Origin of the sequence: Bacillus sp. SJS, from assembly GCF_000732485.2 — a bacterium.
GTDB classification, from domain to species: Bacteria; Bacillota; Bacilli; order Bacillales; family Bacillaceae; genus Metabacillus_B; species Metabacillus_B sediminis.
The window spans coordinates 203,236-216,859 of record NZ_JAQV02000031.1 but is presented as its reverse complement, the minus strand read 5'-3'; the positions used below and the strand labels follow the sequence as shown (position 1 = coordinate 216,859).

The window sequence follows — 13,624 nt, the reverse complement described above, 5'->3', positions numbered from 1 at the left end:
AGAAGCCAGGCTGCCCTGGCTTCTTTGTCTATTTACCGGAAAATACCGGACATTCTGAACACCCTGTTCTACCTTGTCCCCTTTTTACATAGTTTGATACAAAAGGGGGAAAGGTAAATGCGGGGAATCAGAATGAAATTTGCAGTTACGATTTTGCTCATGGTGATCACTGCCGGAGTGATGCAAAATTCTTATATATCCAGTTACGTCGTGGAATTAAAGTCTTCAGATTTGCAGGCCTCTAAGTCAGTGGACGGAATTTGTGAAGAAATTGAAACAAGGGCAATTGAATTCAATGTTCCTGCAAAAAATGCTGAAATACATACCATTTGGAAAGCGACCCCTGGCTACAATGGACGCCAAGTCGATCTAACCGAATCCTGCGCTAAAATGAAGGAAATCGGAATGTTCAAAAAAGAGCTGCTGGTTTTTAAAGAGATTGCTCCAAGCATTCATCTTTCTGATTTGCCTCCATCTCCAATATATAGAGGGAACCCGGCTAAGCCAATGGCTTCTCTTCTTATTAATGTGGCCTGGGGCAATGAATACCTTCCTGAAATGCTTGATACACTGGAAAAGCAACATGTGAAGGCGACTTTTTTTCTGGAAGGCAGATGGGCGAAAGAAAATCCTAAGCTTGCTAAAATGATCTCCGAAGCCGGTCACGAAATAGGAAACCATTCCTATACTCATCCGGACATGAAAAGACTTTCTTCTGAAAGCGCAAAAGTACAGCTGCAGCAAACAAACGAGGTTATTGAAGCGTTAACAGACATAAAAACGAAATGGTTTGCTCCTCCAAGCGGAAGTTATAGCGATGAGACAGTTCGAATCGCTTCAACGATGGGGATGAGAACCATTTTATGGAGTGTAGATACAATTGACTGGCAAAACCCTGCACCTGAGCAGCTGATTCAGCGAGTGATGAAGAAGGTTCATCCCGGTGCCATGATTTTAATGCATCCGACAAAGTCATCAGCTGATGCATTAGATCAGCTGATTGTGCAGATAAAAGGAAAGAACCTTTCTTTAGGAACTGTAACGGATTTAATGGATGAATCCAGGTCAGAACAGCCGCTTTAATCAGCACAGGCGCAGATAGGAGGAACATACATTGATTAAAAGGTATACGTGCCAAAATGGAGTAAGAATTGTGCTTGAGAACATACCAACTGTCCGATCTGTAGCACTGGGTGTCTGGATCGGAACAGGTTCTAGAAGCGAAACCCCTGAAATAAATGGGGTGTCGCATTTTCTTGAACATATGTTTTTTAAAGGAACAGAAACAAGATCTGCCCGGGATATAGCGGAGGCTTTTGACAGCATTGGCGGACAGGTAAATGCGTTTACGTCAAAAGAATACACATGCTACTATGCCAAGGTGCTTGATGAGCACGCGGGAATGGCTCTTGATATTTTGTCTGATATGTTTTTCAATTCAGCCTTTGATGAGGAAGAGTTGAAGAAAGAGAAGAATGTTGTATTCGAAGAGATCAAGATGTATGAGGATACGCCGGATGATCTTGTGCATGATTTGCTTAGCAAGGCTGCCTATGGCAGTCATCCGCTTGGGTATCCGATTCTTGGAACAGAAGAAACGTTATCTTCTTTTAATGGCGACTCTTTAAGAGACTATATGTCACGCTTTTATATTCCTGAAAATGTCGTCATTTCGGTTGCAGGTAATATTAGCGAAGCTTTTATAGAAGAAATTGAAAAGAAATTCGGTTCCTATACCTCCTCCTATAAACAGGAGGCGTTTGAGAAACCAGGTTTCCTAAATCAAAAACTCTCCCGCAAAAAAGAAACAGAGCAGGCACATCTATGTCTTGGCTATGAAGGCCTCGAAATCGGACATGAAGATGTTTACAGTCTGATTGTTATGAATAATGTGCTTGGAGGGAGCATGAGCAGCCGCCTATTCCAGGACGTAAGAGAGCAGAAGGGTCTGGCCTATTCTGTATTCTCGTATCATTCCTCCTATGCAGACAATGGAATGCTGACCATTTATGGAGGGACTGGAAGCAGCCAGCTTGAGGTTTTGTATGAAACAATTCAGGAAACGCTGAACAAGCTGAAGGCAGAAGGTATTACAGCGAAAGAGCTCTTGAACAGCAAAGAGCAAATTAAAGGAAATTTGATGCTCAGCCTTGAAAGCACAAATAGCCGCATGAGCCGAAACGGCAAAAATGAATTGCTTCTCGGAAGACACCGTACTCTTGATGAAATGATTGAAAAGGTAAATGAAGTGACTGAAGAAAGTGTAAACAGGCTCACTCTTGATATTTTCAGCAAACCTTATTCCCTTTCATTGATTAGTCCCGAGGGCGAGCTTCCGGAAAGCCTCCTAAAATAATTTTCAAAAAAATGCCTGCCCTATGTGCAGGCATTTTTTTTATTAAGACCGCATTATATAGAATAAGGAGTGGTGGAAAATGAGACTGAGCGATATGAGCGGCAAAGAAATTGTGGATGTGAAAAGAGCAGAGAGACTGGGTATTCTCGGCCAAACAGATTTAGAAATCAATGAACAGACAGGCCAAATTACAGCCCTTGTCATTCCGTCTCAAAAGTGGTTCGGAATGCGGAAGCAGGGAGCAGAAGTAAAAGTGCCATGGCAGCATATCCGTAAGATCGGGAATGATATGATTATCCTGGATGTTCCGGATTCGGAAATAGCCCAACTGAATTTAAATGCTCCAGGCGAATGACCATGTCTTCGCTTTTTTTTTGTGTGAAAATATTTATTTTGCTCTTCATCCACCCCTTTTTATATATGCAGCGACTTTAAAGACTGTAAGAAAGATGTTGTTTTGAAAATAAAACAAAAAATGAATGCGGCTGCCTCCAATCATCAATGCAGGTTATTCCGATTGCAAGGAAACATTCACCCGGCACCTGCCATTCTCATATAATGTGAGCGAAAGTCTTTTGATCGCTGTTTAAATAAAAATACTGTTTAACAAGACTCCATTAACGGCAAGAAATTCAATCCAGAACGAGATGAAGAAGGTGACTAGACCTTATGTTAACCGGCTTAAATATTGCTGTCATCGGCGGAGATGCAAGACAGCTTGAAGTCATAAGAAAACTGACCGAATTGGGAGCGAAAATCTGGATGGCAGGGTTTGATCAGCTTGATCATGGGTTCGCAGGAGCTGCTAAAGCGAAGATGAACGAAATTGATTTTTCTGTGATCCATGCCATCATTCTCCCTGTACCAGGGACGACGATAAACGGTACAATTGATACCGTTTTTTCGAACGAAGAAATTATCATCAGCGAGGAATGGCTGAGCAAAACACCTAAGAATGCTGTCATCTATTCAGGCATTAGCAATGCCTTTCTGGATCAGATTCTTAAATCTGCGAATCGAAAACACGTCCAGCTCCTGGAAAGAGATGATGTGGCGATTTATAATTCGATCCCGACTGTTGAGGGGACAATTATGATGGTTATTCAAAACACGGATTTTACCATTCACGGGTCCAATGTGAGCGTCCTTGGTCTGGGGAGAGTCGGTATGAGCGTTGCCCGCACCTTTGCTGCTCTTGGTGCAAAAGTGAAAGTTGGTGCAAGGAAATCGTCCCATCTCGCCCGTATTGAAGAAATGGGATTGACCTCTTTTCACTTGGATCACATTGTGAAGGAGGCATCCGGATCAGACATTTGCATTAACACAATTCCCCACATGATTTTAACTCCGGCTGTACTATCGGAATTGCCTTCGCATGCACTTGTTATTGATTTAGCCTCCAAGCCCGGAGGGACAGATTTTAAATTTGCCGAAAAACGCGGGATCAAAGCCATGCTTGCTCCGGGTCTGCCGGGAATCGTAGCTCCAAAAACAGCGGGACAAATTTTGGCAAATGTGCTCACGCAGCTCCTTGGCGAGCAATTATTAGAAGGAAAGGAGTCCTCCTCATGAATGTAAAAGGAAAAACGATCGGTTTTGGTTTAACTGGATCTCATTGCACGTATGACGCTGTCTTTCCAGAGATTCAAAAACTTGTGGAACTGGGAGCGAACGTGCTTCCTGTTATCACAAACACGGTAAAATCTACGATTACCAGATTCGGAGATGGAGAAGACTGGGTGCGAAGAATTGAGGAAGCAACCGGAAATGAAGCGATTGATACAATCGTAAAGGCCGAACCGCTTGGACCGAAAATTCCGCTTGACTGTATGGTTGTTGCTCCTTTAACAGGCAATACGATGAGCAAGCTTGCAAATGCAATGACAGAATCCCCTGTACTTATGGCAGCGAAAGCAACGATGAGAAATAACAAACCAGTCCTTCTTGGGATCTCAACGAACGATGCACTTGGCTTGAATGGTGTAAATTTAATGAGGCTAATGGGAGCGAAAAATGTCTTTTTTATTCCATTCGGCCAGGATAACCCTGAGAAAAAACCGAATTCCATGGTAGCCAGAATGCATATGCTGGTTCCATCTTTGGAAGCAGCTCTCGAGCATAAGCAAATACAGCCGGTTGTTGTTGAAAGATTCAGAGACGAAGAATAGGAATGAACTCCAGCAGAAGGGTAAAAAAAATCGTTCATGAGAACACCAATGTGTTAGAATATTATCTAACATCAATTGTACATGAACCGGTAGTAGTTGATGAATGGATTGCGGAAGGGGTTATGGCAAATGAGCTCAAATGGATATCGTGTTGCAGTCACGGGCGCAACAGGTGCCGTAGGCCAGCAGATGCTGAAAACGCTGGAGGAACGAAATTTTCCTATTTCTGAATTAAAATTGCTGTCGTCTGAACGATCGGCGGGCACAACCATTACGTTTAAAGGCAAATCCTATACAGTAGAAGCGGCTAAGCCGGAAAGCTTTGAAAATATTCAAATCGCGCTTTTTAGTGCAGGGGGCAGCGTATCAAAGGAATTAGCTCCTGAGGCAGTAAAAAGAGGGGCAATCGTTGTAGATAATACAAGTGCTTACCGCATGGATCCGAACGTACCGCTCGTTGTTCCTGAAGTCAATGAGGAGAGCCTGAAAAATCATCAGGGCATTATCGCCAATCCAAACTGTTCTACTATACAGATGGCTGCCGCACTTGAGCCAATCCGTAAAGCGTACGGATTGAGCAAAGTGATTGTATCTACCTATCAGGCCGTATCAGGTGCAGGGGCAGCTGCAATCAATGAACTGAATGATCAAACACGTGCTATATTGGACGGCACGGAATACACGCCATCCATTCTTCCTGTTAAGGGAGATAAAAAGCACTATCAAATCGCATACAACGCCATTCCTCAAATTGATAAATTTCAGGAGAACGGCTATACATTTGAAGAAATGAAAATGATCAATGAAACGAAAAAAATTATGAATATGCCTGAGCTTGCGGTAGCTGCAACTTGTGTGCGGCTTCCTGTTGTGACAGGCCATTCTGAATCTGTATACATTGAAATCGGCAAAGATGATGTATCTGTGGCCGATCTGCATCATTTGCTCCTTGAAGCACCAGGAATAACGCTTGAAGATAACCCGGCTGAACAGATTTATCCGATGCCTGCCAATTGTGTTGGCAAAAATGATGTATTCGTAGGCAGAGTCCGAAAAGACCTGGATCAGAAAAATGGCTTTCACCTATGGATTGTTTCTGATAACCTTCTTAAAGGTGCGGCATGGAATTCCGTTCAAATTGCGGAAAGTCTTATTAAGCTTAAGCTTGTGTAATGGATAAGGAAGAGAGCTGGGCAGCTGTCCCTGCTCTCTTCTGTTGATTTATGAAGGGAAATTGAACAGTTGGGGTGTAGGAAGCGATGAAAATTCTGGTTCAAAAGTTTGGCGGAACGTCCGTCAAGGATCATGAGGGCCGTGAACAGGCATATAAACATATCAGCCTTGCATTGGAACAAGGATATAAAGTTGTTGTTGTCGTTTCAGCAATGGGACGGAGCGGCGATCCTTATGCAACGGACACACTATTAAGCCTTCTTTATGGGGAAGCTGAAGATGTATCGGGCAGAGAGCATGATTTACTGCTTTCATGCGGAGAAACCATTTCATCCGTTGTTTTTTCGAGTATGCTTAGAAAAAGAGGCTTAAACTCTGCCGCATTGACTGGGGCACAAGCAGGATTTATGACAAATAATGATCATACAAACGCTAAAATTCTGGAAATGAACTGCTCGCGATTGAAAGAAATACTTGAAACAAGCGATGTAGCCGTTGTTGCCGGTTTCCAGGGGGCAGCACCGAACGGGGACATTACAACGCTTGGCCGCGGAGGAAGCGATACATCCGCGGCAGCACTGGGAGCTGCGCTGAATGCCGAATACATTGATATTTTTACGGATGTAGAAGGGGTTATGACAGCAGATCCAAGAATTGTTGAAAGTGCACGTCCGCTTGTAAATGTTACGTATACAGAAATATGCAATCTGGCTTATCAGGGTGCGAAAGTGATTCATCCGCGTGCTGTGGAAATTGCCATGCAGGCTAAAGTTCCGATCAGGATCCGTTCCACTTATTCAGACAAAGAGGGAACATTAGTCGCTGCGAACAGTGCCGGCAAAATGGGCAGTGACGTAGCAGAGCAGCTTATCACAGGAATTGCCCACATGGCAAACGTCAGTCAAATAAAAGTAGCCGCAAAACGCGGAGAATATCATACACAAACGGATGTATTCAAGGCCATGGCAAAGAACAGCATCAGCGTTGATTTTTTTAATATTACACCAAATGAAGTGGTCTACACCGTACCTGGTTCGGTTACGAATAAGGCCGTTGAAATCCTGGAGTCAATGGGGTATCATCCTACTGTAACAAAAAAATGCGCTAAAGTTTCCGTTGTCGGAGCATCTATTATGGGTGTACCGGGTGTAATGGCCACCATTGTTTCCTCCCTTTCTGAACAGGGAATTCAAATTCTTCAATCTGCCGACAGCCACACAACGATCTGGGTACTGGTAAATGAAGAAAATATGATTAGCGCAGTTAATACGCTTCACGAAGCATTTGAACTGTCAAAGTAATCGAGAACAATTGAAGGAGAATGCACATGGCACGTTTTGGAAAAGTATCAACGGCAATGGTTACTCCATTTGACTTTGCCGGCAATATAGATTTTAAGAAAACATCAAAACTTATTGAATACTTAATTGCAAACGGAACGGATTCCATTGTAGCAGCAGGAACAACAGGCGAGTCCCCTACGCTGACTTTTGAAGAAAAAGCAGCATTGTTCCAGCATACGGTTAAAGAAGTTAATGGAAGAATACCAGTAATTGCAGGTACGGGGAGCAATGATACCAGAGCTTCCATTGAACTGACAAAAAAGGCGGAAGAAGCAGGGGCAGATGCAGTCATGCTCGTCGCTCCCTACTATAATAAACCTTCACAGGAAGGCATTTACCAGCATTTTAAAGCTATTGCCGAGAGCACAGTACTCCCGGTCATGATTTATAATGTTCCAGGGAGAACGGTTGTTAAAATGACAGCTGAAACCATCATCCGGTTATCTGCGATTCCGAACATTGCTGCGGTAAAAGATGCAAGCGGCGACCTGGAAGCCATTGCTGAGGTTATCGAAAAGACGGGTGATGACTTTGATGTGTATTGCGGAGACGATAGTCTCACTCTGCCAAGCATGGCGATTGGTGCCACCGGAATCGTATCTGTTGCATCCCATGTAATTGGCAATGAAATGCAGCAGATGATTGAAGCATTCGCTCAAGGCGATGTTAAGCAGGCGGCATCTATCCATCGCCGTATCCTGCCGGTAATGAATGAAATGTTCGCTGCTCCAAGTCCTGCACCTGTGAAAACCGCATTGCAGATCTCAGGCATGGATGTCGGGCCGGTAAGATTGCCGATTCTTCCTCTGACCGAATCAGAAAGAAACAGTTTAATGGACGTTATGGGGCAATTGAATAAGTAAAAAGAAGCTGGCAGACTGCTGCCAGCTTCTTTTTAATAAAACGTCTGATGCAGTGAATGAAATCTGCGGAGCATGATGTCAGTCTTGCTGCCTTTCATTGCTCCCGATTAGCAAAAAAGCTGATTATGCTGCATGAGTATTTAAGTCCCGGCTTTTCTTCTTGTATTCCTTTTCACCATTCAGGTATAATGATGCTAAGTGACGTGGAACGGGCGAGCAAAACAGGGAGGATTTATACATTGAATTTGAAACAGACAGAAAATATAAAAGTGATCGCTTTAGGCGGCGTAGGGGAAATCGGCAAAAATATGTTTGTCATCGAAGTTGATGCGGATTTGTTTATTGTCGATGCCGGACTTATGCATCCTGAAGGAGAAATGCTCGGAATTGACGTCGTGATTCCGGATATTTCGTATTTAATTGAAAACCGCAGCCGTGTGAAAGCCATGTTTTTAACTCATGGGCACGAAGAGAATATTGGCGGTGTTTTTTATGTCATGCAAAAATTATCCATTCCTGTATATGGAACGAAACTTACCCTGGCACTTGTTGTGGAAAAACTTAAAGAGTATGGAATGAAGAACTATTCTTTGCTTAAAGAAATTGATTCCAGCTCTAAAATTGAATTTGACTCCGCTGCCGTCACCTTTTTCCGAACAAACCACAGCATACCAGACTCTGTAGGGGTAGCCGTTCATACATCCCTTGGTTCGATCGTACATACCGGAGATTTTAAGTTTGACCAGACACCAACCAGCAATCATGTATCAGATATCAGCAAAATGGCCGCGCTGGGAGATGAAGGTGTTCTATGCCTGCTTTCAGACAGCACAAATGCTGAAAAACCAGGTTATAGTGCGTCCGAATCTGTGGTAGGAAGCGAAATTGCTACAGCCATGTACAATGCAGACGGCAGGGTCATCATTGCTGTTTTTGCATCAAATTACAGCCGGATTCAGCATGTAATTAATGCTGCAATTGAGAATAACCGAAAACTTGCAATTGTTGGCAAAAACATGATGAATGTTCTTCAGACAGCCATTAAACTAGGGTATATTCATGTTCAGGAAGATTTGATTATTCCTCTACAGGAGATTGAAAAACATCCCAGTCAGAAAATTGCCATTTTAACAACTGGAACAAACGGGGAACCGCTCGGAGCTTTAAACAGAATGGCAAGGCATTCTCACAAACAGCTGAATGTTTCTGAGGGAGATACGGTGATGATTGCCGCTACACCTCTTCCAGGTCATGAACTGGAGTTTTCCAAAACCATTGACCTGCTTTACCGGGCAGGGGCGAATGTTGTTTTCGGCCAAAAGCAAGTTCATGTTTCCGGACACGGCAATCAGGAAGAATTAAAGCTGATGCTGAACTTAATGAAACCTAAATACTTCATTCCTATTAACGGGGAGTATAAAATGCAGGTAGCCCACGGCAAACTTGCACAGCAAGTGGGAATGAACAAAAAAGATATTCTCCTGATTGAAAAAGGGGATGTCGTCCATTTTAAAGAAAGTTCAGTCCGGACGGGCTCTAAAGTCACTTCCGGTAATGTATTGATTGATGGTCTGGGTGTTGGAGATGTTGGAAACATCGTGCTTCGGGACCGCAGGCTCCTATCACAGGATGGAATTCTAATCGTTGTTGTTACGTTAGATAAAGCAAATAAGCGGGTAGTAGCAGGACCTGAGATCATTTCCAGAGGTTTCGTTTATGTGAGAGAGTCAGAAGAGCTTTTGGATAAATCGGCACTGATTGTAAAAGAAATTGCTGATAAATGCATGAAAGACCATTTAATTGAATGGTCTTCTCTCAAGCTGAATATCAGGGAAGCGCTGAATCAATATTTATATGAACGCACTAAGCGCCGCCCGATGATTTTACCGATCATAATGGAAGTTTAAACATATAATTTGCTGAATGAACCGAACTTAAAACGGAAGAAGAAGACCGCAGCGGCCGGTCTTCTTCTTTTTCGCCTTTTGTATGAAATGGCTGTCTTCTTTGCATAATAAGACCATATTTCAGAAAGGCAGGAGAACCGTATGGCATTTTCAAGTGAGCATCAGGAATACAAAATCACAAACGATCAGTCTGAGCAATCGGAAAAACAGGATGATAAGCAAGGCTCCCTGACCGAAAAAATACAGCAGCTTGGCCAAACAAACATTCCTCAAATGTCACAGGAAACAAATATCCACTGCCTGACGATTGTGGGTCAAATCGAGGGTCACATCCAGCTCCCGCCTCAAAATAAAACGACGAAATACGAGCACGTTATTCCGCAAATCGTTGCCATTGAACAAAATCCAAAGATTGAAGGCCTTCTCGTGATTTTGAATACGGTAGGAGGAGATGTGGAAGCGGGTCTTGCGATCGCTGAAATGCTAGGATCCCTTTCAAAACCTACAGTATCCATTGTCTTAGGGGGAGGTCATTCGATTGGCGTACCAATCGCGGTATCCTGCACCCATTCGTTTATTGCTGAAACGGCAACGATGACGATTCATCCCGTTCGTCTAACGGGTCTTGTGATCGGCGTTCCCCAAACATTCGAATACCTGGATAAAATGCAAGACCGCGTTGTAAATTTCGTGACGAAGCATTCCAACATTTCTGAAGAAAAATTTAAAGAGCTTATGTTTTCAAAGGGCAACCTGACACGGGACATCGGTACGAATGTGGTAGGTACGGACGCTGTAGAGTATGGACTGATTGATGATGTGGGCGGAGTGGGCTTGGCCATAAAAAAGCTGAATGAGCTGATTGAACAAACGAAAGGGCATGATCAAGAGGAGCAGGTGCTGCAATGATTCTGTATACGATGATGCCCCATGAGCTTGTTTTTGCAGAAAGCGGAAATGGCGCTTTAGAGGAAAAAATGGCTATCGTCAACGGAGTCGAGATGATAGTCAGGCCATGTGAAGATCATTCTTTTGAAGTTGTCCGGCTGCTTAGCAGCAACCCGAATCATTACTTGAAAAGTGAGTGCATGCCAGGACAAAAAATCAGTTCTGCCATGGTGGTATTCTAGTCTGAAACAGACCATTCTATGATATACTGAAGCTAATCAAAATGGGCAGCCCTCTTGAAGGCTGCTTTCTTCGTTGGGTCTGAACCAACAATTAATCCGGTTTGGGATTGTACTCTGAGCCAAGTAGTTTGATTTTTTTTGTTTGCGGATACAAAAATCTGCAAACCCAATTTTAGAGATGATTACAGGTGATCGAATGGCAAAAAAGAAACGGCGTCAGCAAAAGAAAAGTTCCGGCAGACCAGTTTTTAAGTATGAGCTTGCCGGTTTAGGAATGACAGCAGCATCTATTATTGCAATGGCCAGGCTGGGGATTGCAGGAATGGCCATTGTCCAGTTTTTCAGGTTTTTTGCCGGAGAGTGGCATATCCTCTTTCTGATTGGACTTGGAGCAGCCGGTATTTATGTTTTTTGGTACAAGAAAAGGCCGCCATTTTCATCAAGAAGAATGATCGGCATATACTTAATTACTGCAGCGCTTCTGCTGCTAACCCACATATCCTTATTCGAAGCCGTGCTTGCACGCGGAGAAGCAGGCTCCTCCAGTGTGATCAGAAATACGTGGGAGCTTTATGCAATGGAGCTCAAAGGCGAAAGTATTACACGGGATTTGGGAGGAGGAATGATTGGAGCTCTGCTGTTTGCAGCATCCTATTTCCTCTTTGCGGCAGCTGGTTCCAAATTGATTGCAGCGGGTATGATTGTGGCTGGTATTCTTCTTATTACAGACAAGTCTCTTCAGGAAACTTTGTTTAAATTGTTTGGGCCCGTCTTTACATTCTTCAAAAAGCAATTCGCGGCCTTTATCAAAGATATGCGCCAGCTTCCTAAGTCCTTTAAAAAGAAAAAGAGAAAATCCTCTGTGCCTGCCGAAAAGAAGACTCGCAGGTCAAAAGAAGATACGGATGAGCCGGAAATTGAAGTCTTTGAACCGATAAGCAGGTACGATGAGGATTCAGAACCTATTATTTCAAGCTTTGCAGATCGTGTTGAAAGGGAAGAGACAGCCCCTGAACCTCCTCCTGAAGCTGCCTTCGAGAAAGGTACGGGTGTGGATCCTGAACCGGTGCCGGGAATTCAAATCAGCTTTTCGGAAGTCGAAAACAAAGATTACAAGCTGCCTCCTGTCTCATTGTTAAAACAGCCTCAGCACAATGGACAGCAGACTGACAAAAAGAACATTTATGAAAATGCCAGAAAACTTGAAAGAACTTTTCAAAGCTTTGGAGTCAAAGCGAAGGTTACCCAGGTACATTTAGGCCCGGCAGTAACCAAATATGAAGTATATCCGGATACTGGTGTAAAAGTCAGCCGGATTGTTAATTTAAGCGATGATTTGGCATTGGCGCTTGCCGCAAAGGATATTAGGATTGAAGCGCCTATTCCCGGAAAATCGGCGATTGGCATTGAAGTCCCTAATTCTGAAGTTGCGATGGTTTCGCTTCGCGAGGTTATTGACAATAACGTGAATGACCGGCCTGATGCGAAGCTGCTAATAGGTCTGGGCCGTGATATTTCAGGTGAAGCCGTGCTTGCTGAAATGAATAAAATGCCGCATTTGCTCGTAGCCGGATCAACGGGAAGCGGGAAAAGTGTATGCATAAATGGAATTATTACGAGCATTTTAATGAGAGCCAAGCCTCATGAAGTGAAAATGATGATGATTGACCCGAAAATGGTTGAGCTTAATGTCTACAATGGCATTCCGCATCTGCTTGCACCTGTTGTAACAGACCCGAAAAAAGCTTCCCAGGCTTTGAAAAAAGTAGTGAATGAGATGGAAAGAAGGTATGAGCTTTTTTCTCATACCGGTACGAGAAATATCGAAGGCTACAATGAAAATATTAGAAGAATCAATGCAGAAGAGGGCGAAAAGCAACCGGAGCTTCCTTATATCGTGGTTATTGTCGATGAGCTTGCAGACTTGATGATGGTCGCTTCTTCCGATGTAGAGGATTCCATAACAAGGCTTTCCCAAATGGCTAGAGCAGCAGGAATCCATTTGATTATCGCGACTCAAAGGCCGTCTGTAGACGTTATAACTGGTGTAATAAAAGCAAATATTCCATCACGGATCGCATTCAGTGTGTCTTCAATGACGGATTCCCGTACGATTCTGGATATGGGAGGTGCAGAAAAGCTTCTTGGAAGAGGAGACATGCTCTTCCTGCCTGTCGGGGCATCCAAACCTGTACGTGTTCAGGGAGCTTTTCTATCAGATCATGAAGTAGAGGAAGTAGTAGAATTTGTGATTGGCCAGCAAAAGGCTCAGTATCAGGAAAATATGATTCCAACTGAAGCTGCTGAAACGACAAGCGAAGTGAATGATGATTTATATGAAGAAGCTGTTCAGCTGGTAGTCGATATGCAGACTGCATCGGTTTCTATGCTGCAGAGAAGGTTTCGAGTCGGATATACAAGGGCCGCAAGACTGATAGACGCCATGGAAGAACGGGGCGTTGTGGGACCTTATGAGGGGAGCAAACCCCGGGAGGTTTTATTAAGTAAAGGACAGCATGATGAAATGAGTTCTTAAGCAGAAGGGGAAATCCCTTCTGTTTCTTGCTGTACAAGTTAACATAATAATATTATCTTGTTTTTTAGCCCGTATTAAGTTTGAGTAAATAGTATTACGAAAATTCGACAAAATTATTAAATTTTTATTTATTTATGTATTGAAACAT

The 13,624-nt window shown here is 43.4% G+C and carries 12 protein-coding genes; all 12 read left to right on the top strand.

Annotated elements, in window-relative coordinates; translation table 11 throughout:
* Positions 1-117 precede the first annotated feature (117 nt).
* The 12 genes from AS29_RS18600 to AS29_RS18545 all read left to right on the top strand — a co-directional run bounded on the left by AS29_RS18600 (position 118) and on the right by AS29_RS18545 (position 13,476).
* Positions 118-1,083 (top strand): polysaccharide deacetylase family protein, encoded by a 966-nt coding sequence (locus AS29_RS18600; RefSeq protein WP_035411799.1) that lies wholly within the window; start codon positions 118-120, stop codon positions 1,081-1,083.
* A 31-nt stretch (positions 1,084-1,114) separates the two neighbouring features.
* A complete protein-coding gene (locus AS29_RS18595) occupies positions 1,115-2,356 on the top strand; it encodes a M16 family metallopeptidase (protein ID WP_035411796.1) in 1,242 nt (413 codons plus the stop codon).
* A 79-nt stretch (positions 2,357-2,435) separates the two neighbouring features.
* Positions 2,436-2,711 carry a YlmC/YmxH family sporulation protein gene (locus tag AS29_RS18590; RefSeq protein ID WP_035411793.1) on the top strand — a complete coding sequence of 92 codons (276 nt, stop codon included), beginning with the start codon at positions 2,436-2,438 and terminating at the stop codon, positions 2,709-2,711.
* 314 nt (positions 2,712-3,025) lie between these two features.
* Entirely contained in the window at positions 3,026-3,928 is a 903-nt protein-coding gene (dpaA, locus tag AS29_RS18585; RefSeq protein ID WP_035411790.1) for a dipicolinic acid synthetase subunit A, read from the top strand.
* Positions 3,925-4,524: a dipicolinate synthase subunit B gene (gene dpaB, locus AS29_RS18580; RefSeq protein ID WP_035411787.1), complete on the top strand. Its 600-nt coding sequence runs from the start codon at positions 3,925-3,927 to the stop codon at positions 4,522-4,524. Before dpaA ends, dpaB begins: the two co-directional genes overlap by 4 nt.
* Positions 4,525-4,653: 129 nt before the next feature.
* Positions 4,654-5,697 carry an aspartate-semialdehyde dehydrogenase gene (gene asd / locus AS29_RS18575; protein WP_035411785.1) on the top strand — a complete coding sequence of 348 codons (1,044 nt, stop codon included), beginning with the start codon at positions 4,654-4,656 and terminating at the stop codon, positions 5,695-5,697.
* An 86-nt stretch (positions 5,698-5,783) separates the two neighbouring features.
* Entirely contained in the window at positions 5,784-6,998 is a 1,215-nt protein-coding gene (dapG, locus tag AS29_RS18570; RefSeq protein WP_035411782.1) for an aspartate kinase, read from the top strand.
* Positions 6,999-7,024: 26 nt separating this feature from the next.
* Positions 7,025-7,903 carry a 4-hydroxy-tetrahydrodipicolinate synthase gene (gene dapA, locus AS29_RS18565; protein WP_035411779.1) on the top strand — a complete coding sequence of 293 codons (879 nt, stop codon included), beginning with the start codon at positions 7,025-7,027 and terminating at the stop codon, positions 7,901-7,903.
* Between the two features lie 239 nt (positions 7,904-8,142).
* Complete coding sequence (locus AS29_RS18560; protein WP_231889986.1) at positions 8,143-9,810, top strand: ribonuclease J; 1,668 nt, start codon at positions 8,143-8,145, stop codon at positions 9,808-9,810.
* 141 nt (positions 9,811-9,951) lie between these two features.
* Positions 9,952-10,719, top strand: coding sequence for a ClpP family protease (locus AS29_RS18555; protein WP_035411777.1), 768 nt, complete (start codon positions 9,952-9,954; stop codon positions 10,717-10,719).
* Positions 10,716-10,940 (top strand): YlzJ-like family protein, encoded by a 225-nt coding sequence (locus tag AS29_RS18550; RefSeq protein ID WP_035411774.1) that lies wholly within the window; start codon positions 10,716-10,718, stop codon positions 10,938-10,940. Before AS29_RS18555 ends, AS29_RS18550 begins: the two co-directional genes overlap by 4 nt.
* 196 nt (positions 10,941-11,136) lie before the next feature.
* Entirely contained in the window at positions 11,137-13,476 is a 2,340-nt protein-coding gene (locus AS29_RS18545) for a DNA translocase FtsK (RefSeq protein ID WP_035411771.1), read from the top strand.
* Positions 13,477-13,624: the final 148 nt, after the last annotated feature.

Bases quoted from the DNA above. Each gene is read 5' to 3' on its own strand.
- AS29_RS18600 (WP_035411799.1), top strand. From the start codon at position 118: ATGCGGGGAATCAGAATGAAATTTGCAGTTACGATTTTGCTCATGGTG.
- AS29_RS18590 (WP_035411793.1), top strand. From the start codon at position 2,436: ATGAGACTGAGCGATATGAGCGGCAAAGAAATTGTGGATGTGAAAAGA.
- dpaA (WP_035411790.1), top strand. From the start codon at position 3,026: ATGTTAACCGGCTTAAATATTGCTGTCATCGGCGGAGATGCAAGACAG.
- dpaB (WP_035411787.1), top strand. From the start codon at position 3,925: ATGAATGTAAAAGGAAAAACGATCGGTTTTGGTTTAACTGGATCTCAT.
- asd (WP_035411785.1), top strand. From the start codon at position 4,654: ATGAGCTCAAATGGATATCGTGTTGCAGTCACGGGCGCAACAGGTGCC.
- dapG (WP_035411782.1), top strand. From the start codon at position 5,784: ATGAAAATTCTGGTTCAAAAGTTTGGCGGAACGTCCGTCAAGGATCAT.
- dapA (WP_035411779.1), top strand. From the start codon at position 7,025: ATGGCACGTTTTGGAAAAGTATCAACGGCAATGGTTACTCCATTTGAC.
- AS29_RS18555 (WP_035411777.1), top strand. From the start codon at position 9,952: ATGGCATTTTCAAGTGAGCATCAGGAATACAAAATCACAAACGATCAG.
- AS29_RS18550 (WP_035411774.1), top strand. From the start codon at position 10,716: ATGATTCTGTATACGATGATGCCCCATGAGCTTGTTTTTGCAGAAAGC.
- AS29_RS18545 (WP_035411771.1), top strand. From the start codon at position 11,137: ATGGCAAAAAAGAAACGGCGTCAGCAAAAGAAAAGTTCCGGCAGACCA.